Source organism: Streptomyces sp. L500 (assembly GCF_054551825.1).
In genome coordinates, this window is sequence record NZ_JBTOLC010000018.1 from 58045 (window position 1) to 82841 (window position 24797).

Consider the following 24797-nt stretch of genomic DNA (forward strand, 5'->3'; position numbering starts at 1 on the left):
AAGTACGGCCCGTCGACGGCTACCCTCCTCGCGGAGCGGCTGAGCGTGGGTGCTGCGCGGTGCTGGCGTACGGAGTGGGGGTTGGGGCCATGTTCCTGTCCCCCTGGCCCGGCTGGTGCCCGGTGGTGAGGTTTCCCTACGACCCCGACCCGTCGGCCGTGCCCCCTCACCCCCGTGTGGAGAACAGTTGGTTCCCGCTGGAGGCCCGCTGCGTCTCCGACATTCACGCTCCAGTCGACTTCATTCCCGCGGCGGTCAACCCCGTTCTCTTGACCAGCCTCGCGGGGGCGGCGGGCTGCGCGTCGATGGCGGTTTGGCGTCGGCGCGGTGAGAAAGGAGGCTCGCAGTAAGGACGGTCGTCAGCTACTCGACTTCCTGGCATCGGCGTCGGGCAGTGCAACGGCTGCCACGGGATCGCATGCCGGTCGGGCGGCTCTCAAGCAGACCCGAGGCGTAGCCACGCGATACGGCAAGTTCGCGGTCCGCTACGAAGCGACCGTCCAGCTGACAGCTGACACTGATACGCCAGTCGCTATCGCATGCCGCCCGGAGCTGCCCATCGAGATGGTGCGGAGGCGGGCGGGGTCACCGGCCGGTGGGAAGAGCGAGGAAGCCATCGACTTCGCGTTGCAGGCCGGGAGGGATGTCGTCCATGGTGGAGAGGAGCAGGCGGGACGTCCCGAGTCAGCGTCGCAAGTGGCCCGCAGCCCAGGTACAGCGGCTCGGCGCGGCCAGGCGATGCCCGGCATCGGGAAACTACGCAGGCAGCGCCGTGGGCTCGCGATGGTGGGCGTCGTGCTCTGGCCGGGGAGGCGCGCGGCCACCAGGCTCATACCTGTGGGTGTGCCCGTTCGGTTCAGGACCGGGTCGTGCCGGCGCCCGAGTGCCGGAATGAAACGATCACCGGTGGGGTTCAGGCAGGCAGAGTCCGTGCCCCACCGAAAGGCGAACCGCATGACCACCCCCTCCGCCTCCACGCCCACCCCCGCCCCGCTCGCCGACCGCGACGTCGTCATCATCGGTGGAGGATCGGGCATCGGGCTGGAGGTTGCTCGCCGGGCAGTCGCCGGTGGGGCGCGCGTTGTGATCGGCGGTCGGAGCGCCGGGAAGCTGGAGGAGGCGGCCAAGTCGATCGGGGAGCAGGTGCGTTGGGGCGTGGTCGACACCACCGACCAGGACTCTCTGGCCGCGTTCTTCGCTTCCGTCGACCGGATCGACCATCTCTTCACTCCTGCCGCCTCCTACCAGGTGGGCCCCATGCGAGAGCTCACCGACAGCGAGGCCGAGAGCCCCTTCGTCTCGAAATTCTGGGGGCAGTACCACGCCGTCAAGCACGCGACCGCGAAGCTGACCGCCCACGCCTCCATCGTGTTGATGTCCGGCGCCGCGAGCGTCCGTCCCCCGGCCGCCGCACCCGCCTATGTGGCCTGCAACGCGGCCATCGAGGGGCTCGGGCGCGGGCTCGCGGTGGAGCTCGCGCCCGTCCGCGTCAACGTCGTCTCGCCCGGCACCGTCGACGGCAACCTCTGGGCGCAGCGGCCCGCCCATATACGCCAGGCCGGCTTCGCCCAGTACGAGCGCGACGCCCTACTGCACCGGCCCGGCACCGAGAGCGAGATCGCCGACGCGGTGCTCTTCCTGTTCACCAACACCTTCATGACCGGCTCGACGCTCTACCCCGACGGCGGCTACACCCTGCGCTGACAGCTCCCACCTCCCTCCGACGGTGGCCTCGCCGGCGCGTACGTCGAAACCCACCCGGCTCTGCCCAGCCCTGGCCCGCCGATAGGGATGAAAAATCGGGGCATCAGGCCGGCCCGTGGCGCTGAAGGCGTGCCACCCCGGCGTCGAGGTCGATCCCGGCTCTCCGCGGCGCGCCGTCCTGCTCGTCGTCCCGCAGCACCAACTCGATGCGGCGCTGTTCCAGTTGGGCCCGCTTGCTCGGATAGATCAAGGCATGCAGTTCCTCAGTCGCCGTGGCACCCATACCCCGGCTCCCCCACTCTCGTTCCCTGGAGCGGCCTGGCAGCCAACCCCGCCGCCGAGCCTGCCGGACGACGTACTGGACGGCTGCCAGAACGAACAGCGGTATCACCACGATCAGCACCACGAACGGGCTTGTCAGCAAGCGCATCATGAGCTGACAACGTCAGTCGTCGCACTCACGTTCCAACCGGTGGGGAACGGGGCTGATGGCTCACTCCACCCGTGCGGAGGCGTCCGTCGAAAACCGCCGCGCACCGCTCGCGTAGTGGCTGTCCTGGTGTGCGTCAACTTCTCGTAGATCTTCCATAGATCGTCCGTGGCTAGCGTCCCAGGACGTCAGCAGGCGAATACGCGTGTGCTGCGGAGAGGGGTTGTGCCGATGAGCCTTGACGACGCGACGGTCCTGGAAAACGCGATCGCGATCACCGGAATGTCCTGCCGTCTTCCCGGGGCCCGGGATGTCGAGGAGTTCTGGCGCAACCTGCGGGACGGTACGGACAGCATCAGCCGGTTCGGCCGGGACGAGTTGCTCGCCGCGGGGGTGGACCCGGCGCTGGCCGACCACCCCGACTTCGTGCCGGCCCGTGGTGTGATCGCCGACGGTGACCGGTTCGACTGGGAGCACTTCGGGTACAGCGCGTCCGAGGCCGAGGGGATCGACCCGCAGCAGCGGGCGTTCCTGGAGTGCGCGGCCCAGGCGCTGGACGACGCCGGGGTCGATCCCGCACGGGCCGAGGGGTGGATCGGTGTGTACGCCGGGTGCGACGTCGCCGCCGCGCCGCCGGTGGCCGGTGCGGACCCGGCTCGGGCCACCATGCGGATCATCGGGTACGAGAAGGACTTCCTGGCCACCCGCGTCGCCTACAAGCTGGGGCTGCGCGGGCCCGCCGTCACCGTGCAGACCGCCTGCTCGACCTCCCTGGTCGCCGTGCACCAGGCCTGTCGCGCGCTGCTCGGCTACGAGTGCGACACGGCGCTGGCCGGGGGTGTGACGGTGCGGCTGCCGGAGGCCGGGGGCTATCTGTACCAGGACGGGAACATTCTGTCCCGCGATGGTGTCTGTCGGCCCTTCGACGCTTCCGCCAGTGGAACGGTGAGCAGCAGTGGCGTGGGCGTGGTGGTGCTCAAGCGGCTGTCCGACGCCCTGGCGCAAGGGGACCGGGTCGTCGCGGTGATCCACGGTTCGGCGGTCAACAACGACGGCGGCGAGAAGATCGGCTTCACCGCTCCCTCGGTGACCGGGCAGCGCGACGTGATCGAGCTGGCGCTGGCCCAGGCCGGGGTGGAGCCGGAGCGGATCGGTTATGTGGAGGCCCACGGGACCGGGACGCGGGTGGGCGACCCCGTCGAGCTGGCCGCGCTCACCGCCGCGTACCGGACGGAAACCGGCCGCGAGGGCCGCGATGCGCCCTGTCTGCTCGGTGCCGCGAAGGCCAACATCGGTCACACCGGTGCCGCGTCCGGAGTCGCGGGGCTGATCAAGACCGCGTTGATGCTCCAGCACCGCGAGTTCGTGCCGACCCCGCACTTTGAGCGCCCCAACCCCGAACTCAAGCTGGACACCACCCCGTTCAGGATCAGCACGGAGCTGCGGCCCTGGGTGAGCGAAGGGCCGCGGCTGGCCGGGGTGAGCTCGTTCGGGGTCGGCGGGACCAACGCGCACCTGGTGCTCGGTGAGGCGCCGCCGTCGGCCGGGACGTCCGTGGGTGAGTCGGTGGCGGAGCCGGCCGTCCTGTGCCTGTCGGCGTCTTCGCCCGAGGCACTCGCCTCCCTGCGCGAGCGGCTCGCCGACCGGCTTGACGGTCAGCATGACGGTCGGCTTGGCGAACCGCTCGACGCGTCGGGCGCCCCCGTCCCCGCCCTCGTCGATGTCGCCCGCACCCTCGCCGCCCGGCGGCGGTTCCGGCACCGGGTGACGGTGGTGGCCGACCGGCCCGCCACGGCCGCGCGGCGGCTGCGCGAGGCCGAGCGGTCCGCGGTCGCCGGGCGGGATCCCGAGACGGCCTTCCTCTTCCCCGGCCAGGGCGCGCTCCGGGCGGGGTACGGGCGGGGGGCGTACGCCCTGTTGCCGGTGTTCCGGGACGTGTTCGAGGACCTCCGCGCGCAGGCGCGGCGCCGCTTCGGCGTGGACCTCGCGCCCGTGCTCGACCCGGCCACCCCAGCGGAGTGGTTCGCCGACACCAGGCACCAGCAGCTCGGTCTGTTCGTCCTGGGCTACGGACTCGCCCGGCAGTTGAAGAGCTGGGAAGTGCGTCCGGCCGCGTTGTTCGGGCACAGCGTCGGCGAGTACACCGCCGCCGCGGTGGCCGGGGTCTGGAGCCCGGCGGACGCGCTCGGTGTCGTCTGGGAGCGCGCCCGGGCCATGCACGAGGCCCCTCCGGGACGGATGCTGGCGCTGCGGATCGACGCGGAGCGGGCCGCGGCCCTGCTCGGCCCGGACGTGTCCCTCGCCGTGGACGGCGGCGACCACGTCGTCCTCTCCGGCTCGGTGCGGGCGATCACAGAGCTGGCCGTGGCGCAGCGCGGGCAGGGCGTCGAAGGGCGTCTCCTGACGACCGGGCACGCCTTCCACTCGTCGTCGATGGCCTCCTCGGCCGACGTGCTGCGCCGGGCGGTGGCCGGGACCGCGCACCGGGATCCCCAGGTGCCGTTCGTCTCCAACCTGACGGGCGGCTGGGCCGAACCGGCCACCGTGGGTGACCCCGCCTACTGGACCGGGCAGCTCCTGGGCACGGTCCGGCTGGCGGACGGGCTGCGCACCTTGACCGGCGGGGGCGCGCGGGTCCTGGTGGAGCTCGGGCCGGGCGACGGGCTGAGCCGGCAGGCCGTCGGCGGCGGTGCGGCGGGGGCGCGGGCCGATGGGGTCACGGCCGTGCCCCTGCTCGGCCGTGACCCGGAGCGGGAGGAGTCCGCCGTGCTGCGGGGGCTGGGGCGGCTGTGGGAGAGCGGGGTGGAGGTGCCCTGGGAGGAGGTGCGTCCGGGTGGCGGGCGGGGTCGGCTGGTGTCGTTGCCGCCCCATCCGATGGGTGGGAGCCGCTGTCGTCCCGCCCTCCACCGGGACCGGGCCGAGGTCGCCGGCGAGGCACCCGTCGGGGGCGGGGCCCTCGGGGACAGGACCGTCCGGACCGGGACCGTCCCGGACGGGCAGGCGCCGGTGCGCATCGCCACCGCCGTGCGGCAGCAGCCCGGGGCCGGCCCGGACCGTTCCGACGACCTGACCCGGCAGCTGGCCGAGGTGTGGCACGCCTCCCTCGGGACCGACTCGGTGCTCGACGGGGACGACTACTACGAGCAGGGCGGATCGTCCCTGATGGTCGTGGGCCTCCTGGCCGAGGTCAGGGCGCGGACCGGGGTGCGGGTTCCGGCCGCCGCCGTGGCCACCTCCCTGACCTTCGGTCAGCTCGTCGCCATGGTGCGGGAGCGCACACCGGACACCGCCAGCCCCCATCGAAACGCCGGCCCCACCGTGCCCGACGTACCGGGGCTGACCCTGCTGCGCGAGGGCGGCCCGCGCGCCCCGCTGTTCCTGATCGCGGCGTCGGACGGCGGCACCCTGAGCTACCGCCACCTGGCGGCCGCGCTCGACGGCTCTCGTCCCGTCTACGGCATCGAATCGCCCGGGATGCGCGACCGGCGCCGCACGCTGTACCGGCTGGAGCAGATCGCCGCCCACCAGATCGGCGTCCTGCGCCGTGCCCGCCCGGACGGTCCCTACCTGCTGGGAGGCTGGTCGTTCGGCGCGATGGTGGCCCATGAGATGAGTCGTCAGCTCGCCGCCGAAGGTGCCCGGGTGGAGCTGCTGCTGGCCATCGACGGCTACCTGCCGGACACCGGCGGCCGACCGGTCGCCACCCTGCCGGGCTGGCTGAAGCAAGCCCTGTCCTTCCAGCTGGAGGCCGGCGTCAAGCGCGGCCGTTCGAGGCTTCTCGGTGGCGGCGGCCCCGCCGCCCCGACGGCCGCCGGCGCGTCCGACCTCGTCCGCGTCCACAACGCGAACCTCACCGCGATGCTGCGGCACCGGCCCCGGCCCGCGCCGTGCGACCTGGTGCTGTTCAAGGCGGCGGCCGACGAGGCCGTGTGCGCCGAGCTCGCCCGGCGCCTCGCCCCGTTGTACGAGGGCGGGGTGCGGGTCGAGCCGGTGCCCGGCGACCACTGGTCGGCCCTGGGCCCCGCGCACGCCGCCACCCTCGCCGACCGGTTGAGCGCGCACCTCGACGCGGTGGCATAGCCCGAACCGGCCCCGCGCCCTCGGCCCACCCACCGCCAGTACCGCCCGGCCCGCCCGTATCGCCCGGCCGCCTCCACCGCCGAAGCGATTCCCCTCGCTCAAACGCCGACCAACCCGACCGACCCCGACCGATCCGATACAGACGAGGATTCCCGTGTCAGAGACCGACCGGGCGAGCTGCCCGCACCTCGCGGGCGCCGCCCCCACCGTCCACGAGCTCGACGCCGAGTTCACCCGCGATCCCTTCCCCGAGCTGGCCCGGCTGCGCGAGGCCGGCCCGGTCCACCGGGTGAAGCTGCCCAACGGCACCGAGCGCTGGCTGATCACCCGCTACGACGAGGTGATGGCCGCGCTGGCCGACCCCCGGCTCAGCAACGAGCTCGCCCGCGGTCTGGCGAAGGTGCTGCCGCCCGAGCCGCTGCCGCCGAGCTGGCAGGTGGCCCTGCGCACCAGCGCCCTGCTCGGACGTGCGATGGCCAACCTCGACCCGCCGGACCACGACCGGCTGCGCAAACTGGTCGTCCGGGCCTTCAGCGCCAAGCGGATCGAGGGCATGCGCCCGCGGATCCAGGAGATCACCGACGAACTCTTCGACGCCCTCGCCGGGCAGACCGAGTTCGACCTGGTGGAGACGGTGTCCAACCAGCTGCCGATCACGGTGATCTGCGAGCTGCTCGGCGTGCCCTCCTCGGACGCCGACCTGTTCCGCACCGCCGCGCGCGTCCTCGGCGGTTTCGTGCCGGACGACGAGGCCGCCCGCCGGACGATCGAGGCGCTGGACGCCTTCGACGCCTATGTGCGCTCGCTCGTCGCGGCCCGTCGCGCCGAACCCGGGCCCGACCTCTTCAGCGAGCTCGCCAAGGTGCCGGAGGACGGGCAGGGGCTGACCGACGACGAACTGGTCAGCATGGCCGGCCTGTTGCTTTTCGGTGGTTACGAGACCTCGGCCCAGCTGATCAGCAGCGCGGTGCTCTCGCTGCTGCGCCACCCCGACCAGCTGGCGGCGGTGCGCGCCGACTCCTCGCTGCTGGCGGGCGCCGTCGACGAGGTGCTGCGCTTCGAGGGCCCGGTCAACCCGGGCCTGAACCGCTACGCCCTGGAGGACATCGAGATCGGTGGTGTGACGATCCCCCAGGGTTCCTACGTGGTCCTCGGGGTTGCCGCCGCGAACCGCGATCCGCGGCACTGGCCGGAGCCCGACCGATTCGACGTGACCCGGACGGCGACCGCCAAGCAGCTCGGCTTCGGCTACGGACTGCACTACTGCATCGGCGCCCGGCTGGCCCAGCTCGAGGTCGAGATCACCCTCGCCACGGCGCTGCGCCGCTACCCGAGGCTGCGGCTCGCGGTGCCGGCCGACGAGCTCCGTTGGCGGGCCGGTTCGGTGCGCGGGGTGAGCGAGCTGCCGCTGCGCGTCGACTGACCAGGGCACCGGGGCGGGCCGGGGCCGGGCGCACCGGCGCCTTGCGCCGTACGTCGCAGGCCCCCGGCCCCCTCCCCCCTTCCTTTGGTTCTCCCCCGTTCTTCGTTCGAGAGGTACTGCTATGTCCGGGATCGCCGGTTGGGTCGACCGCGGCCGCGACCTGACCCGTGAAGGTGCGGCCGCCGCTGTGATGACGGCCCGCCTCGCAACTCGTGGCCGGCACGGCGAGGCGCTGTGGTCCAGCCGCTCCGCCGTGCTCGGCCACCGCGCCGACGCGCTGGACCGGGCGGGCGCGCAGCCCGCCGTCGTTCGCGAGGACGGCGAGCCGATCGCCGTGATCACCTTCGACGGCGTGCTCTACAACGCCTCCGAGCTCCGCTCCCTGCTGGCCTCGGACGGCCGCCGGGGGCCGCTGGAGACCGACGCCGAGCTGGTGCTGCGGGCCTGTCTGCGCTGGGGGCCGGCGGCGGCCGAGCGTCTGGAGGGACTGTTCGCGTTCGCGATGTGGGACGTGCGGGAGTCCGCGCTGCTGCTGTGCCGTGACCGCTTCGGGGTCAAGCCGCTGAGCTATCTGCCGTTGCCCGACGGGGTGCTGTTCGCCTCGGAGGTGGCCGCGCTGGCGGCGCACCCGCTGGTGAGCACCGAGCTGGACGCCGAGGGCCTGTGCTCGGTGCTGGCACAGGTGCGCCGCCCCGGGCACGCGGTGCTGCGCGGTCTGCGCGAGGTCAGGCCCGCGCACGTGATGCGGTTCGGCCGGGACGGGGTGACCGAGCGGCGCTACTGGGCGCTGGAGGCCCGTCCGCACACCCAGGATCTGGCGGGGACCATCGAGACAGCGCGCGGCCTGCTCGACGACGCCATCGCGCGGGAGGCGGGTGCCGGCACACCGTCGGTGCTGCTCTCCGGCGGGCTGGACTCCAGTGCCCTGACCGGTCTCGTCGCCGAGGTCGCGGACGGTGCCCCGCGCACGTTCACGGTGTCCTTCGGTGACAGCGCGGCGGCGGTGCCCGACCGGCCCTTCGCCCAGGCGGTGGTGGACCGCGTCGGCTGCGACCACCGCGAGGTGCTGGTCGAGCCGGGAGAGCTGACGGATCCGCTGGTCCTCGACGCGGTCCTGGCCGCCAAGGACTTTCCGTCCCCCTTCGGCGACAAGAACCTCACCCCGTACCTGTTCTACCGGCGCGTCGCCGAGCACTCGCCGGTGGCGCTCAGCGGGGAGGCCGCCGACGCGGTGTTCGGCGGGCTGATCAGCGAGCAGGAGCGGGCGTCCGCCGGGCACCGCACCTTCCCGTGGATCGAGCGGGCGCGCACCTTCGGCATGGCGCACGGCATCGGCAACGGGCTCTTCGACGCGGAGCTGCTGGGCGAGCTGGACTTCGCGTCCTTCTGCGCGGAGCGCTACCAGGAGGCCGTGGACGAGGTGCCGCACCTGCCGGGCGCGCCCGGCGACGACCGGCGGGCCCGCGAGATCGACCACCTGCACATGACCAGGCTGTACGAGCAGGCGGTCAACCACTCCGAGCGGCTGGGCGCCGCCGCGGGGCTCCAGGTCCGCTTCCCGTTCTCCGACCACCGGCTGTTCGGCTACCTGTACAACGTGCCGTGGCGGATGAAGTCCTTCGACGGCCGGGACAAGAGCCTGCTGCGGACGATCGCCAGGGACCTGCTGCCCGCCTCCGTGCTGGACCGGCCCAAGGTGCCGTTCCCGATCACCTACCACGCGGGGTACAAGCAGTCGCTGACCGCCCGGCTGCGCCGGCTGCTGGAGGACCCGGGCGCGCCGGTGCTGCCGCTGCTGGACCTGTCGGCGGCCCAGCGCACGGCGGACGATCCCAGGGCGCTGGACCGCGGCGGCTGGCTGGGGCGTGCCGACGTGGAGATGGTGCTCCAGATGGACGGGTGGATGCGCACCCGTCAGATCGTGCTGGCGCTGTGAGCGCCCGTCCCGTTTCCGTGTCCCGCGCCCCCGCCCCGACCGTCCCGACCGCCCTGACCGTTCCGACTCCAGTGAAGGCCCACGTGACGATGACCGGACCCGACCGTCCGCTGCTGCACGAGCTGTTCGACGAGCGCGCCGGGCGCCACCCCGACCGGGTCGCGCTGCGCGACGCCCACGGCTCGCTCACCTACGCCCAGGCCAAGCTCCGTTCCGACTGGCTGGCGGCCGAGCTGCATCACCGCTGCCCGCGGCCCGGAGCGCTGGTCGGGCTGCATCTGGAGCGCGGGGCCGATGTGGTCGTCGCGATGCTCGCGGTGCTCAAGAGCGGGCACACCTACGTGCCGCTCGACCCCTCGTACCCGGCCGAGCGTCTGCTGTTCACCGCCCGCGACGCCCGGCTCGCGCTGGTCGTCTCCGACCAGGAGGTGCCCTCCGAACTCGCGGAGCTGCCGGTCCTGCGCCTGGACGGACTCGCTCGGCCAGACGGCCCGGTGGCCGCTCCCCCGGCGGATGTGACGCCGGACGCGCCCGCGTACGTCATCTACACCTCGGGTTCCACCGGCCGCCCCAAGGGGGTGCAGGTGCCGCACCGGAACGTGGCGGCCATGGTCCGGGCCTGCGCCCGCCGTTACGAGCTGCGCGAGGGCGACGTGTGGACCCTCTTCCACTCGTACTCCTTCGACTTCTCGGTGTGGGAGATCTGGGGCTCGTTGCTGAGCGGCGGCACGCTCGTCGTGGTGCCGCACGCGACGGCGGCCTCGCCGCAGGCGACGCTGCGGCTGCTGGCCGACGAGGCCGTGACCGTCTTCAACGTGGTGCCCTCGGTGTTCCGCCACCTGACCCGGGCGGCCCGGCGCACCGGCGAGGTGCCGTCGGACCTGCGGTATGTGATCTTCGGTGGGGAGTCGGTCGACATCCGGGACGTGCGGGCCTGGCGGGAGGCGGCGGGCCGGTCGACCCGGTTCGTCAACACCTACGGCATCACCGAGGCGACCGTGTTCGTCACCTACCGGCTCTTCACCGACGAGGAGCTGGACCGGGCGGAGGACGCGCCCGGGGGCGACGCGTTCGCGTTCGACATCGGCGAACCGCTGGACGGCTGGGAGTTCCGGGTCGTCGGCGAGGACGGGGAGCCGGTCCGCCCCGGTGAGACCGGCGAGATCGTGGTGGCCGGTGACGGGGTGGCGCTGGGCTATCTGAACCGGCCCGAGCTGACCGCCGAACGCTTCCCGCTGCTGCCCGTCCCCGGGGGCGGCACCCGGCGCCACTACCGCAGCGGCGACCTGGCCCGGCTGCTGCCGGACGGCATGTACTGCTTCGCCGGGCGGGCCGACGACCAGGTGAAGATCAACGGCTTCCGGATCGAGCTCGGCGAGGTCGAGAGCAGGCTCCAGGACGCGCCGGGCGTCCGGGAGCTGGTGGTGGTCAGGACGCTCAGCCGGATCGGCGAACCGATGCTCACCGCCTTCTACACCACGCCCGACGCCACTGCGCGGGGGGACGGTGAGGGCGACGAGCGGGAGCACTCCGAGCGGCTGGCCGCGCACGCCCGCCGGGCACTGCCCGCGCACATGGTCCCCGGGCGGTTCGTGCGCCTGCCCGAACTGCCGGTCAACCCGTCCGGCAAGACCGACCGCAAGGCGCTCTCCGCGTGGCAGGGGCACGCGCCCCGGCCGGCGACCACCCACTGACACGACCCGACCTTCCGTACGTCCCGAAGGACCGTGATGGCTCCACGCACCCGCAACCTCGCCAGCGACCCCGACCGGCCCAGCTTCCTGGAGGAGCTGTACCAGGGCCGGTTCCGCTGGGACCTGATCCACCCCTTCCCCGAGCAGCGGCCCGAGGACCGTGAGCGCGGCGACGCGGCGGTGGCCGCCGTCGGCGCCCTGTTGCGCGAGCGGATCGACCCCGACGAGGTCGACGCCGACGGCGCCCTGCCGGAGGGCTTCCTGGCCGAACTGGCCGAGCGCGGCTACCTCAGGCTCCAGGCCGGCTCCGATGTGGGCGGTCACGGACTGTCCTCGTACAACACGTTCCGGGTCATCGAGGAGGCCGCCTCCCGGTGCTTCCCGGTGGCGGTGCTGCTGGGCATCGAGAACGCCCTCGGCGCGGGCGCCTTCCTGCCGGTGCTGCCGCCGGGTCCGCTGGCCGACCGGGTCAGGGCGCACGTGCTGGCGGGCGGCCTGTCCGGCAGCGCCGACACCGAGCCGGAGGGCGCCGCCAACCAGGGGCGCGCCACGACGGCGACCGTGGTGGAGGACGGCGCGGCCTATCTGCTCAACGGGCGGAAGGTCCAGGTCGTCAACGCCCCGGCCGGGGGCCTGTTCAGCGTCACCGCCTCGGTCCGGGATCCCGACGGCGCCGAACGCAACCGGCTGTTCTTCGTCGACGCCGACACGCCCGGGGTGCGGCGCACCGGCCCCCAGGAGCTGATGGGCATGCGCGGGCTGCCCTTCGGCGGGCTCGACCTGGACGACGTGCGCGTCCCGGCCGAGCTGGCGCTCGCCGAGCCCGACCCGGAGCACACCTCGCGGCTGACCCCGGCGGTCTCGCTGCTGGTGGTGCGGGGGCGGCTGTACATCATCGCCGCTCCTTCGCTGGCCACCGCGAAGCTCTGTCTGTCCTGGGCGCGGGACTTCACGGCCCGCCGGTCGGTGGACGGCCGGGGGCTCGGCGAGTACGAGGAGATCCGGCGCCGTCTCGCCAAGAGCCAGGCGGAGATCTTCGCGCTGGAGAGCACGGCCCGCTGGAGCCTGCTGGGCGAGGACAACGGCACGGACGTCAACCTCAAGTTCGAGCAGAACGCGTCCAAGAACATCTGCTCGGTCCTCGGCTGGCGGGTCGCCGAGCGGACCCTGTCGATGCTGGGCGGCGCGGGCTACGAGACCGCGCGGAGCAAGCGGGACAGGCAGGCGCCCCCGCACGCCGTGGAGCGGGCCTTCCGGGACGTGCGCGGCCTGCGGATCACCGGCGGGGTGGACTTCCTGCTGGACCACTGGAGCGCGTCGCGCACCCTGCTGTCCTACTACTACCCCGAGCCCGACCACGCCGCCGAGCTCGCCGCGGAACAGGCTCCGTCGCCCGTCGACTTCGGTGACGACCACGCGCTGTCGGCCCGCAACCTGGCGCACCTGGCGTTCGTCCGGGAGCAGGTCCACCGCTTCGGACGCGAATGTCTCGAACTGACGCGCCGCCACCCCGACCGCGCCGGACTCGCCGCCAGGCAGAGGCTGATGATCCTGCTGAACCGCACGGCCACCGAGCTGCTGACGATGTCGCTCACCCTGGCGCGGGCCGCGAGCCCCGGCACCTCGGGCGACCAGGAGGTCCAGGACCTGGCCGACGTGTACTGCGCCGGCGCCCGGGCCCGTCTCGCCGCGCTGCGCCACGAGCGCGCGCAAGAGGAAGAGGAAGGCGGCGAGGGCGCGGGCGACGTCTCCGCCGCCGTCGACCGGCTGAGCGCCGCCGTATCGAACCACCACCCGAACACCACCGGCACCACCGGGGCCGTCCGATGAACGAGGAACCGATGAGCGACGAACCGACCATGACCGACGCCCCCGGCACCCCCGCGACCGGCAGCGAACTCCCGCTGTCGGTCGGCCAGGAGGCCATGTGGATCTCCTGGCGGCTCGACCCGCTCCAGTGGACGCACATCATCCCGACCCCGTACCGCGTCACGGGCACGCTCGACCCGCAGCGGCTGCGCCGCGCCGTCGCCGCGCTCGGCGAGGCGTACCCGCAGCTGCGCGCGCGGGTCGTGGAGGGCCCGGGAGGCCCCCGGCTGAGCTGGGCCGACGCGCCGCCGATCCCCGTGACCGAGCACACCGTCCCGGGCGACCCGGTGGAGGCCGTACGAGCCACCTGGCAGCGCCCGTTCGACCTGACCGCGGGCCCGCTGGCGCGGGTCGACGTGCTGCACGGCGACGAGGGGAGCGTCCTGCTGATCGCCGTGCACCACCTGGTCCACGACGGCGCCTCGGTCCTGCTGCTGCTGGACGCGCTGCGCCGCGCCTACGCCGGGCAGCCCCTGGCCCCGGCCGACCACATCGGGCCGCTGACCGCCTTCGCCCGGCGCTCCCGCGAACTGGCCGACACCCCCGCCGGGGACGACCGGCGCGCCCACTGGCGCACGGCGCTCGGCGACGGCACCGGCTTCGAACTGCCCGCGAGCGTCGACGAGCCCGGCTACACCGTGCTCAGCACCGAGGTGCCCGCCTCCCTGGTGCCGCGCCTGCGGGCGCGGGCCGAGGAACTCGGCGTGTCGTACTTCACCGTGCTCCTCGGCGCGTATTTCGCGCTGCTGCGCCGCTTCGCGGGCGAGGACGACCTGCTGGCCTCGATCCCGTACCACGGCCGCTCGGCCGGGGAACTGCGCGACAAGGTCGGCTACTTCGTCAACGCCCTGCCCATCCGCCGACGGGTCGGGGGAACGGAGAGCTACGCCGAGCTGATCCGCGCCCTGCGCGGCGACGTCAAGGCCGCGATGGCCAACGGCGACCTGCCTCTGCCGGCGATCCTGCGCGAGGTCGGCCTCACCGGCTGGCAGGCGTACGCGCGCAGCCACCAGACGGTCTTCCAGTACTGGCACGCCGGGCTGCGCCAGGACGTCGACGTGCAGCGGTTCGAACTGCGGCCGGAGGGGGCGCCCGAGGGGGCGGGGTGTGTGCTGAGCCTGCTCGACATGGAGAGCAGCGCCGACTACACCCTCGCCGTGATGGTCCGGGAGGACTCCGGCGGCACCCACGTGCTGTGGAAGGACCCCGCCGGGGCCTGCGGCCCCACCCTGGTGGCGATGATGGCGGCGCACTACACCGAGGTGCTGACCGCCGTCGCCACGGACCCGCACGCGCCCCTGGGCGCGCTCGGCGAGCGCGTCGACGCGGTGACGGGCCCGGTGAACACCCGCGAGGTGGCCGCCCTGCTGCGCGACCACCCCGCCGTGCGGCACGCCGTGGTGACACCGACCGGCGGCGACGCCGAGCTCGCCGCCCGCCTGACCCTCGACCCGGCCGCCGCCACCGACGTACCCGCCGCGCGGCTGACCGCCCTGCTGCGCGAGCGGCTCGGTGAGCGGGCGCCCCGGGTCCGCTTCAGCACAGTCGGTTCAGACTCCGGCTTCGGTTCCGGTTCCGGCTCCGAGGTCGCCGCCGGGCAGGCGGCCCCGGCGGACAGCGCCACCACCGCCGCGCTGATCGAGCTGTGGCAGGACGTCCTCGGCATCGACGGCATCACTCCCGACGACTCCTTCTTCGAACTCGGCGGACATTCCCTCCTCGCCGCCGAGCTCGCCGACGCCATCACCCGGCGCCTCGACCTCGACACCTCCGTCCGCGCCGTCTTCGAGCACCCCCGCCTGGGCGAGCTCGCCGCCCACATCGACACCCTGCGCACCCCCGGACCGGTCGAGGAGGAGGCGGCCGAGGAAGTCGCGGCCGAGGAGCCCCGGTCGTCGTTCCCCGCCTCCGGCTTCCAGGAGCGGATCTGGCTGGCCGAGCGGCTGGAGCCGGGGAGCGCCGCCTACAACGTGCCGCTCGCCTGGCGCATACCCGGCGGGCTGGAGAAGGGCGCCCTCACTCGGGCGCTGGCCCTGCTGGTGTCCCGGCACGAGATCCTGCGCACGTCCTTCGTGGAGCACGACGGGCGCCTGCGGCAGGTCGTCGACGAGCCGTGGTCGCCGGAGCCGGAGTTCCTCGACCTGCGCGGCCGCGACGACCGCGAGGAGGTCCTGCGCGAGCGGCTGAACGGGCTGGCCCACCACGCGTTCGAGCCCGCCTCGGGACGGCTGCTGACGGCCGCGCTGGTCCAGTTGGGCGAGGACGACCAGGTGCTGTTCGTCTGTCTCCACCACCTCGTGTGGGACGGCGGTTCGGCCGGCGTCTTCCTGCGCGAACTCGCCGACTGCTACGCGGCCGTCGCGCCGGTCGAGCCGGTCGTGCAGGCCCCGGAGCCCGTCGAGGCCGGGGCGCTCCACCCGGCCTCCGCGCACCAGGGCCGGATGGGCTTCATCGACCACTTCGAGCGCGGTGTGGTCTACGACGGGCCGCCCGTCTACCACAACCTGCCGCTGTACGTACGGCTCGACCGTGCGCCCGAGCCCGAGGCGCTGCGCGCGGCGGTGACCCGGGCGGAGCGGGCCCACGAGGCGCTGCGGACCAACCTGGTCCTCGTCGACGACCGGATCGCCCAGTGCGTCACCTCCGGCACCCGTATCGCGCCGCACTGGTTCGAGCCGGTGGCCGACGACGTCAGCCCCGTCGACGCGGTTCCCGCCGGCCTGCGCGCCTGGGCCGCCGAGCCCTTCGACCTGGCCGCCGGGCCGCTGCTGCGCGTGGCCGTCCAGCCCGACACCGACGGCGGGGCGTGGCTCGCGCTGGCCGGGCACCAGGCAGTGGTCGACCGGGTCTCCCTGACCATCCTCGCCGAGCAGATCCTGGCCGCCCCCGACGCCGCCCCCGACGCCGCGCCGGACGCGGGCGCCGGCTATCGCGACTGGCTGGAGGCCCTCCCGGAGGACCGCAAGGAGCACGACCTCGCCGCCCGCGCCGAGGAGCTGCGCGGCGAGATCGACCCCCTGCGGCTGCCCGAGCGTCGCCCGCGCGAGGCGGTGCACGTCTACCAGGAGCAGTCCGTCCCGCTGCGCCTGCCCGCGAGCCTGCCGCTCGAACGCTTCGCGACGGAGCGGGGGCTGAGCGAGGAACAGGTGCTGCTCGCCGCCTTCTCCGTGCTGCTGAGCTGGTACTCCGGCCAGGACGAGATGGTGCTCGGCGTCGCCGACGCCAATCGGCGGGACGGATCCGGCACGGTCGTGGGGCCGCTGGCGAACCTGCTGCCGCTGAGGCTGGGCACCCCGGTCTCGGCCTCGTTCGACGACCTGGCCGCCGCGGCCGGCGCCGCGCTCGACCGCGCCCGCAGCCACCCGCTGGCCCCCTTCGACGAGCTCGTGGCACGGCTCGACCCCGGCAAGGACATGAGCCGGACCGCCCTGTTCGACGTGTTCTTCTGCTACGCCGCCGGGCCGCGCTCCCTCACCCTGCCCGACGGCACCGCCGCGCGGCTCATCGAGGAGGGCAGCGGCTACGGGAAGTACGACCTGACGCTCTTCCTGCGCCCCGACGGCGCCGCCCTGGACGGCCGGCTGGTCTTCAACGGCCTGTACTTCGACGAGCCGCAGATGCAGTTGATGGCCGAGCACTACGCCCGGCTGCTTGAGCAGCTGCTCGCCTCGCCCGGGCGGCCGGTCGGCGAGGCCGATCCGCTGACGGAGCAGGAGGCGCACACCCAGCTGGCGGTGTGGAACGCCACCGAGGCCCAGTACCCCCAGACCACGCTGCACGCGCTGGTGCGCGAACAGGCCGCGGTGCGGCCGCGGGCGGTGGCCCTGTCCTACGGGCAGGAGCACCGCACCTACGGTGAGCTGCGGGCCCGCGCGGAGCTGCTGGCCAGGGGCCTGGTGGCGCGCGGGGTCCGGCCGGGCGAGCTGGTGGCCCTGCTGCTGCCCCGGGGCCTGGCCCAGGCCGAGGCGATGCTGGCGGTCCTGCTGGCGGGGGCGGCGTATCTGCCGATCGACCCGGCGGTGCCGGCCGAGCGGCAGTCCTTCATCCTCGCCGACTCCGGCACCCGCTTCGTGGTGGCCGACGAGGACACGCCCGGGCGTGTTGACTTCACGGGCACGGTGGTGACGCCCGAGGAGCTCGCCGCGACGCCCGGCGCCGACGGCGCGGTGCTGCCCGACACCGGCCCCGACTCCCCCGCGTACTGCATCTACACCTCCGGCACCACCGGGCGCCCCAAGGGTGTCGTGGTCAGCCACCGCAACGCCGTCCGGCTGATCGTCAACGACCGTTTCCCCTTCGGTTTCGGCTCCGCCGACGTGTGGACGATGTTCCACTCGTACGCCTTCGACTTCTCGGTGTGGGAGCTGTTCTGCGGGCTGGCCCACGGTGGCCGGGTGGTCGTCGTCCCGGAGGAAGAGGCCCGCGACGCCCGGCAGTTCTGGCAGCTGCTGCAGCGGGAGCGGGTCACCGTCCTCAACCAGACGCCCAGCGCCTTCCGGCAGTTGCTCGCGGTGGAGGAGGAGTCGCCGGCCCCGCTCGACCACCTGCGTTATGTGATCTTCGGCGGGGAGCGGCTCCAGCCCGCGATGCTCGGCGGCTGGCTGGACCGCCGCCCGCAGGTCCGGCTGGTCAACATGTACGGGATCACCGAGACGACCGTGCACGTGACCGTCCGCACCGTCACCCGGGCCGACGCGGACGCCGACCGCAGTGTGATCGGCACCCCCATCCCGACCACCACCGTCCATCTGGTGGACCCGCGCACTCGCGGCCGGTTGCTGCCGGTGGGGGCCGTCGGCGAGATCCTGGTCGGCGGCGAGGGCGTCACGGCCGGCTATCTGGGGCGCCCGGAGCTGACCGCCGAGCGCTTCGTGCCGGATCTGTTCGGTGGGGGCACCCTCTTCCGCAGCGGTGACCTGGCCCGCTATCGCCCCGACGGCTCCCTGGAGTACCTCGGCCGCGGCGACTCCCAGGTCCAGTTGCGCGGTTACCGCATCGAGCTCGGCGAGATCCAGTCCTGTCTGCGCGAGCACCCGGCCGTGGCGGACGCCACCGTGCTGGTCGAGGACGACCGGCTCGTCGCCTATCTGCTGACCGCCGGTGGGCCGCCGACCGGGGCCGAGTTGCGCCGGCATCTGGGGGCCAAGCTGCCCGAGTACATGATCCCGGCCCGGTTCCGGACCGTCCCGGAGATCCGGCTGACCGTCAACGGCAAGCTGGACACGGCGGCCCTGCGCGCCGACGGCGTGCCGCTGGAGAGCGCCGGTACGGGCGAGCCGCGCACCCCGACCGCGCGGACGCTGGCCGCCCTGTGGGCCGGACTGCTGGGCGTGCCCTCGGTCGGCGCGGACGACTCCTTCTTCGCCCTCGGCGGCCACTCGTTGCTGGCCGTACGGATGCTGGGCCGGGTCACCCGCGACTTCGGCCCCTCCCTCCCCCTGCGTACCCTTTTCGAGAGCCCCCGGCTGCAGGACTTCGCCGACCTGGTCGACTCCCACACGGGAACGGCCCCCACGGGCGCCGCTTCCGCCGACGCGGATGGGGTGACGACGGGGCAGTTGCTGCCCGCCTCCGGTTTCCAGGAGCGGATCTGGCTGGCCGAGCGCGCCGCCCCGGACGACGCCCGCTACAACGTGGTGCTCGCCTGGCGGGCCGAGGCCGGGCTCGACGCCGGTCTGCTGCGCCGGGCGCTGGACGACCTGATCCGGCGCCAGGAGATCCTGCGCACCCGCTTCGTGGAGCACGGGGACCGGCTGCGTCAGCTGATCGGCGAGGCGTGGAGCCCCGAGATCGAGCAGCTCGACCTGCGGGCCGCCGTCGCGCCCGACGACGGTCTGCGGGACTGGCTCGACCGGGCGGCGCGCCGCCCCTTCGACCCGGCCTCGGGCCGGCTGCTGCGGGTGGCCCTGGCGGACACCGGCGGCACGGACCGCGTCCTGCTGCTCTGCCTCCACCACCTGGTGGTCGACGGCGAGTCGGTGCCGGTGCTGCTGCGCGAGCTGGAGCGGTCCTGGAACGCGGTCGCCCAGGGCCGGGCAGCCGAGCCGCCCGCCGTCCAGTACCGCGACTTCGTGGCCGACCAGGAGGCCGGGCGCGACGGCGAACGGCGCGCCGCCGACCTCGCCCACGCCACCGAACGGCTCGCCGGCGCCCCCGCGTACGCCCACCTGCCCGAGCCGACCGTGTCCGGGCCGAACGGCGCGGTCGCGATCCCGCTGCCGGCGAACGCCATGGAGCGGCTGCGCCGGCTGCAGTCCGAGCAGGGCGTGTCCTGGTTCATGGCCGCCGCCACGGCGCTGGCCGTCCTGCTGCACCGCTGGACCGGCCGCCCGGACGTCACCTTCGGCGTCCCCGTCTCCACCCGCGACCGAGGCCGTTTCGCCGACCTCCTCGGGCCGTGCCTGGACCTGACGGTGCTGCGGTCGCGTCCCGCCGGGGACGCGACGCTGCGGGACGCGGTGCGGGCGATGCGGTCCGAGGTGCTGGAGGCGTTCGAGCACCGCGGCGCCCCCTTCGACGAACTGATGGAGCGGCTGCGGCCGGAGCGGCGCCCGGGCCGGACGCCCTACGCCGACGTCGCGCTGAACATGAACCTGCTCAGCGGCCGTCGCACCGTGCTCGGCGGCGGTGAGCTGCGCCCGCTGTTCTTCGACTCCTTCTGGGATCAGGAGACCAAGTTCGCGCTGACCGTCACCCTCTCCGAGCAGGACGGCACGCTCTCCGGCGCCTTCTCCTACCGGGGCGACCGGTTCGCCGCCGAGGACGTCCGGCTGCTGGCCGAGGCGTTCGGCCGGCTGCTCTCCGGGCTGCCCGAGCTGCTGGACCTGCCCCTGGACGGTCTCGGGCTGCCTGCCGGCGACGACGGCGAGCCGCTCCGGCCGCTCCCCGTGGCCGCGGAGGCGGTCACAGACGTGGCCGTGTCCGGCGTGGCCGCCCCGCGCGGCCGGGTCCAGTACCGGGACTTCGTCGCGGCCCAGGAGGCCCGGCGGGAGGGCTCGCGGCGCGCCGCCGACCTGGCCCACTGGGCCGAGCACCTGGCCGGGGCCCCGCCGTACCTGGACTTCCCCGCGCCCCGGACGAACGGCCCCAACGGTGCCGTGCCGATCCCCCTGGACGGCGGCCTGCTGGAGCGCTGGCGTCCGCTGCAGCGCGAGCACGGCTTCACCCCGTATCTGACGGCGGCCGCCGCCCTGGCCACGCTGCTGCACCGCTGGACCGGCACGGACGACGTCGTCTTCGCCGGGCCGCTCGCCCACCGTGACGAGCCGGAGTTCGCCGATCTGCTGGGGCCGTGCCTGGACACGGTCGTCCTGCGGTCGCGTCCCGCCGACGGGGCGACGGTGCTCGACCTGCTGCACGCGATGCGCGCCGAGCTGCTGGGCGCCGTGGAGCACCGGGACGCGCCCTTCGAGGAGATCGTCGACCGCCTCAACCCGCCCCGCAGGCCGGGCCGCACCCCGTACGCCGACGTCCAGCTGAGCCTGGAGACCGCGAGCGACGGGCAGCCCACCCTGGCCGGCCGGCCGCTGACGCCCTTCGCCTTCGACCGGCAGGGCGCCGGCTTCCTCGGCAAGCTCGGGCTGACCGTGGTGCTCACCGTCGACGGAAGCACGCTGAGCGGTGTGGTGACCTACCGGGGCGACCGCTACCGGCCCGCCGACGTGGCCCAGTTCGCCACGCTCCTCGGCCGGGTCATGAACGCGCTGCCCGACCGGCTGGACCTGCCGATCGACGAACTGGACCTGGCCGGCACCGACCTCGCGCCGCTCCTGGCGGCCGAGCGCGGCCCGTCCGCACCGCCCGTCGCCACCGTGCCCGAGCTCGTGGCCCACTGGTGCGCGCGGCAGCCCGGGGCTCCGGCGGTGGAGACGGCCGACGGCACACTCGACTACCGGTCCCTGGCCGAACGTGCCACCGCGCTCGCCGACCGGATCCGTCCGCGTCTGCGCGCCACCGACCCCGTGGTCGCGATCGTGCTCGGCCGGGGCGCCGCACTGCCCGTGGCGATGCTGGCCGCGTGGCAGGCCGGGGCCGCGTTCTCCCCGATCGAACCGGGACACCCCGACGACCGGATCGACTTCATCCTGGACGACCTGGACGCCTGCGCCGTCCTGACCGACGACCCGGCGTTGCGCGAGCGGCTCGCCGCGACCGGCCGTCCGGTGCTCGACGTCAGCGACGTGGGAGGCACCGTTACGGACGCCACCGCCCCGGTGGCCCTGCGCGTCCCCGATCCCGACTCGACGGCCTACGTCATCTACACCTCCGGCACGACCGGCCGTCCCAAGGGCGTCGCCGTCCGCCACGGCGGCCTCGGCCGGCTGGTGCTGTGGGGCCGCGAGTCGTTCGGCCTCGGGCCGCACGACCGCGTCGCCCAGGTCCTCAGCCCCGGCTTCGACGCCTCGCAGTGGGACATCTGGTCGGCCCTCGGTTCGGGCGGCTGCGTGGTCCCGCTGGAGGGCCCGGTGCTCGCCCCGGAGCTCGCGGGCTGGCTGGACGAGCGACGGATCTCGACCTGCCTGGTGATGACCCCGCTCGCCGAGGCCATGTGGAACGCGGACACCCCCACGCCCCGTCACCTGCGCCACCTCCTGGTGGGCGGCGCGGCCTTCACCCAGTGGCCGCCCGCCGGCCTCCCCTACCGGGTGCGCAACGTCTACGGCCCCACCGAGACCACCGTGTTCGCGCTCCACCACGAGTTCGCCGACGGCCAGGAGGGCCCGCTGAACCGGCTGGGCCGGCCGCTCGCCGGGGTGGAGGCCCTGATCCTCGACGCCCGGGGCCGGCGCTGCCCGGCCGGTGTGGTGGGCGAGATCTGCCTGGGCGGCGCCCTCGTCGCCGCGGGCTACTGGCGCCGGCCCGAACTCACCGCCGAACGCTTCCGCCCCACTGGGCCGGACGGCGCGCCCGGAGTGGTCTACCGCACCGGCGACCTCGGCCGGCGGCTGCCCGACGGCACCGTCGAGTTCCTCGGCCGCGCCGACCGGCAGGTCAAGGTCCGTGGCTACCGGATCGAGCCGGGCGAGATCGAGGCCGTCCTGCTGGCCGAGCCCGAGGTGGCCCTGGCCCGGGTGCAGGCGGACCCGAAACGCTCTCCGGCGCTGACGGCCTATCTGGTGCCGGGCACCGGGCGGCGCCCGGAGGCGACGGAGCTGCTCGGGCGGCTGCGCGCCAAGCTGCCCGCCTTCATGGTCCCGGAGGCCGCCGTCTGGCTGGACGCGCTGCCGCTGACGCCCAACGGCAAGGTCGACGAGGCCGCGCTGCCCCGGCCGGGGCGCGAGGACCTGGCGACCCGCTCCGACTGGGTCGCGCCGAGCACCGGTCTGGCGCGGCGGATCGCCGAGGTGTGGTCGGAGGTCCTGGGCCTGGCCGAGGTCGGCGCCCACGACAACTTCTACGACCTGGGCGGCAACTCCCTGCTGCTGGCCAAGCTGCACAGCCGGCTGACGGCCGTGCTCGAGCGGGACCTGCCGATCTCGCGGCTCTTCGAGCACCCGACGGTCGCGGCCCTCGCGGACGCCCTCGGCGACCACCCGAGGCCGGCGGACGGGACGGGGGCCGACGGCTCACGGACCCGGATCGACCTGCGCGACCGGGCGGCCCGCTCCCGCGGCGCCGCCGCCGCGCGGCAGGCACAGCGCCGCCGCTGACCGCCCCCGCCGGCCCGGGCCGCGCCCCCGAGACCACCTCGGGCGGCGCGGCCCGGGCCCCCAGGGGCCCGGGGATCCGCCTCCACCAACCGAAAGGGACGACATGGAATCCGCGAAGGGCGACATGGAATCGACGCCTCCCGCCACCTCACCACCGGCTCCGGCACCCGCGACGACCGCGGCCGACCACCGGGCCACGCTCCGGACGCTGCTGTGCGCGGAGGTGCTGTCGATGACGGGCTCCCAGCTGAGCGCCGTCGCACTGCCGTGGTTCGCCCTGCAGAGCACCGGGTCACCCGCCGCCATGAGCAAGGTGATGGCCGCTCAGATGGTCGCCGTCGCGGTCTTCGGCCTGCTGGGTGCCTCCCTCGCGGGACGGCTGGGCCCCCGGAAGGTGCTGCTGCTCGCCGACACCGCCCGCGCGCCGCTGATCGCCCTGGTGCCGCTGCTGCACTCGGCCGGACTGCTCGGCACGCCGGTGTTCATGGTGCTGCTCTTCGCGGTGGGCTCCTTCTTCGCGCCCTACGTGGCCAGCCAGCAGGCCATCCTGCCCGCCCTAGTCGGCGACGACGAGACCCTGCTCAGCAAGGCCAACGCCCGTCTCCAGGGCGCCACCCGCCTGACCATCCTGCTCGGACCGCCGGCCGCCGGACTGCTCATCGCGGCGATGGGGGCCCCGGCCGTGCTGTTCCTGGACGCGCTCAGCTTCCTGTGCTCCGCGATCCTGCTCCGCTGGGGCCTGCCGCGCGACCTTCCCATCGCCGTGGCACCGCGCCGCGGCCGGCTGCGCGACAGCATGGCCGTCCTGTTCCGTGACCGGATGCTCGGCCACTGGACGCTCGCCCAGATCCTCGGCGAGAGCGCCTGGCAGGCCCTGTTCGCGCTCATCCCCGTCTTCGTCCTGCTGCGGCACGGATCGTCCACCCTGTCCGGTGTGCTGCTGGGCGCCTTCGGCGGCGGCGCGCTGCTGGGCACCTTCCTGGTGGGGCCCGCCCTGCGCCGGCTGTCCAACCTGCGCCTGGCCGTCCTCGGCCGGGCGGGCCAGGGCATCGCCTTCCTGGCCCTGCTGCTCCCGCTGGGACCGGGCGCGCTGACGGTCTTCCTGGTCGTGGTGGGGCTGTTGAACGGTGTGTCGAACGCCCCGATGGCGGCGGTGCGCACCGCCGCCATCCCGGCGCCGCTGCGTTCCTCCACCCTCACCGTGATCGCGGCGGGCGCGCTCTCGGGGGGCACCTTGGGCCTGGCGGCGGCGGGCACCGCCGTGGAATCGGCGGGCATCCAGCGGACGTTCATGGGGCTGGCGATCGTCCAGGCCTGCGGGGCCGCGCTCTTCCTCGTGGGCGCCGCGTCCGCCGCCCGGCGACGGGAGGTGGACGGCTGAGCGGGGCCGGGCCGGTCAGTGGGGCGTCGCGGGCGTGCTCTTCTTGCGGGCCCGGTACGCGGCTGCCTTGATCTTGTTGCCGCAGGAGTCCATCCCGCACCACTGCCGGCGCATGCCCCGCGAGCGGTCGATGTAGGTGCGGGTGCACTCCGGGTTGCCGCACTCCTTGAGCAGGGGCACGTCCGCCCCGTTCAGGAGCTCGACGGCGTGCCGCGCCACCATGGAGAGGGCTTCTTCCGGCGTCGCCTGCGTCCACCGTCCCGACGGAGTGAGCTGCGGCACCGCGGGCGGCTTGCGGGCCGCGTTGTTCACGACGGCCAGCGCCGCCCTGTCGTACTCCTGCCCGAGCCTGCGGGCCGTGACGAGCTGGTAGATCGCTTCCCGTACGGACCTCGCCCGCTCGACGTCGGCCTCCTGCCCGGGGGAGACCGCGTCGACGAGGCCGGACTCCACGTACCAGGCGTTCAGCCTGTCGGGCGTCGTGAACATCTCGAAGCGCACGGAGCGGCGCGCCCGCAGCGTCGCGGCGAAGTCAAGTGCCGGATTGCCGCATACGAAGACATGGTCGAGATTCACATCACCAGTCTGGCAGGTGACGGTGGCGCCGGGCAAGATCCGTCACCGCCTCCT

10 protein-coding genes are annotated in these 24797 nt (G+C 74.1%); 8 read left to right on the forward strand and 2 right to left on the reverse strand.

Features of this window, described 5'->3' with window-relative positions; genetic code table 11:
• Positions 1–954 precede the first annotated feature (954 nt).
• A complete protein-coding gene (locus tag ACX9I7_RS18490) occupies positions 955–1704 on the forward strand; it encodes an SDR family oxidoreductase (RefSeq protein WP_387571028.1) in 750 nt (249 codons plus the stop codon).
• Positions 1705–1807: 103 nt separating this feature from the next.
• Here the strand turns inward: ACX9I7_RS18490 and ACX9I7_RS18495 are convergent, their stop codons facing one another.
• On the reverse strand, positions 1808–1954 hold the full coding sequence (locus ACX9I7_RS18495; RefSeq protein WP_387571025.1) for a DUF6191 domain-containing protein: 147 nt from the start codon (positions 1952–1954) through the stop codon (positions 1808–1810).
• Positions 1955–2365: 411 nt separating this feature from the next.
• Here ACX9I7_RS18495 and ACX9I7_RS18500 point away from each other — a divergent pair, with 411 nt between their 5' ends.
• The 7 genes from ACX9I7_RS18500 to ACX9I7_RS18530 all read left to right on the forward strand — a co-directional run bounded on the left by ACX9I7_RS18500 (position 2366) and on the right by ACX9I7_RS18530 (position 24167).
• Positions 2366–6214 carry a type I polyketide synthase gene (locus tag ACX9I7_RS18500; protein WP_459387932.1) on the forward strand — a complete coding sequence of 1283 codons (3849 nt, stop codon included), beginning with the start codon at positions 2366–2368 and terminating at the stop codon, positions 6212–6214.
• Positions 6215–6368: 154 nt separating this feature from the next.
• Positions 6369–7637 (forward strand): cytochrome P450 family protein, encoded by a 1269-nt coding sequence (locus ACX9I7_RS18505; RefSeq protein ID WP_387571019.1) that lies wholly within the window; start codon positions 6369–6371, stop codon positions 7635–7637.
• A gap of 121 nt (positions 7638–7758) precedes the next feature.
• A complete protein-coding gene (gene asnB, locus ACX9I7_RS18510; protein WP_459387933.1) occupies positions 7759–9573 on the forward strand; it encodes an asparagine synthase (glutamine-hydrolyzing) in 1815 nt (604 codons plus the stop codon).
• Between the two features lie 89 nt (positions 9574–9662).
• Entirely contained in the window at positions 9663–11267 is a 1605-nt protein-coding gene (locus ACX9I7_RS18515; protein ID WP_459387971.1) for an amino acid adenylation domain-containing protein, read from the forward strand.
• Between the two features lie 36 nt (positions 11268–11303).
• Positions 11304–13097, forward strand: a complete 1794-nt coding sequence (locus ACX9I7_RS18520) for an acyl-CoA dehydrogenase family protein (RefSeq protein WP_459387934.1) — start codon at positions 11304–11306, stop codon at positions 13095–13097.
• Positions 13098–13108: 11 nt separating this feature from the next.
• Positions 13109–22786, forward strand: coding sequence for an amino acid adenylation domain-containing protein (locus ACX9I7_RS18525; RefSeq protein WP_459387935.1), 9678 nt, complete (start codon positions 13109–13111; stop codon positions 22784–22786).
• Between the two features lie 103 nt (positions 22787–22889).
• Positions 22890–24167, forward strand: coding sequence for an MFS transporter (locus ACX9I7_RS18530; protein ID WP_459387936.1), 1278 nt, complete (start codon positions 22890–22892; stop codon positions 24165–24167).
• A gap of 15 nt (positions 24168–24182) precedes the next feature.
• Here the strand turns inward: ACX9I7_RS18530 and ACX9I7_RS18535 are convergent, their stop codons facing one another.
• A complete protein-coding gene (locus ACX9I7_RS18535) occupies positions 24183–24743 on the reverse strand; it encodes a CGNR zinc finger domain-containing protein (protein ID WP_358626661.1) in 561 nt (186 codons plus the stop codon).
• Positions 24744–24797 lie beyond the last annotated feature (54 nt).

Excerpts from the sequence above, each read along its gene's own strand:
- asnB (WP_459387933.1), top strand. The coding sequence starts at position 7,759 with ATGTCCGGGATCGCCGGTTGGGTCGACCGCGGCCGCGACCTGACCCGT.
- ACX9I7_RS18515 (WP_459387971.1), top strand. The coding sequence starts at position 9,663 with ATGACCGGACCCGACCGTCCGCTGCTGCACGAGCTGTTCGACGAGCGC.
- ACX9I7_RS18530 (WP_459387936.1), top strand. The coding sequence starts at position 22,890 with ATGGAATCCGCGAAGGGCGACATGGAATCGACGCCTCCCGCCACCTCA.
- ACX9I7_RS18500 (WP_459387932.1), top strand. The coding sequence starts at position 2,366 with ATGAGCCTTGACGACGCGACGGTCCTGGAAAACGCGATCGCGATCACC.
- ACX9I7_RS18490 (WP_387571028.1), top strand. The coding sequence starts at position 955 with ATGACCACCCCCTCCGCCTCCACGCCCACCCCCGCCCCGCTCGCCGAC.
- ACX9I7_RS18525 (WP_459387935.1), top strand. The coding sequence starts at position 13,109 with ATGAGCGACGAACCGACCATGACCGACGCCCCCGGCACCCCCGCGACC.
- ACX9I7_RS18520 (WP_459387934.1), top strand. The coding sequence starts at position 11,304 with ATGGCTCCACGCACCCGCAACCTCGCCAGCGACCCCGACCGGCCCAGC.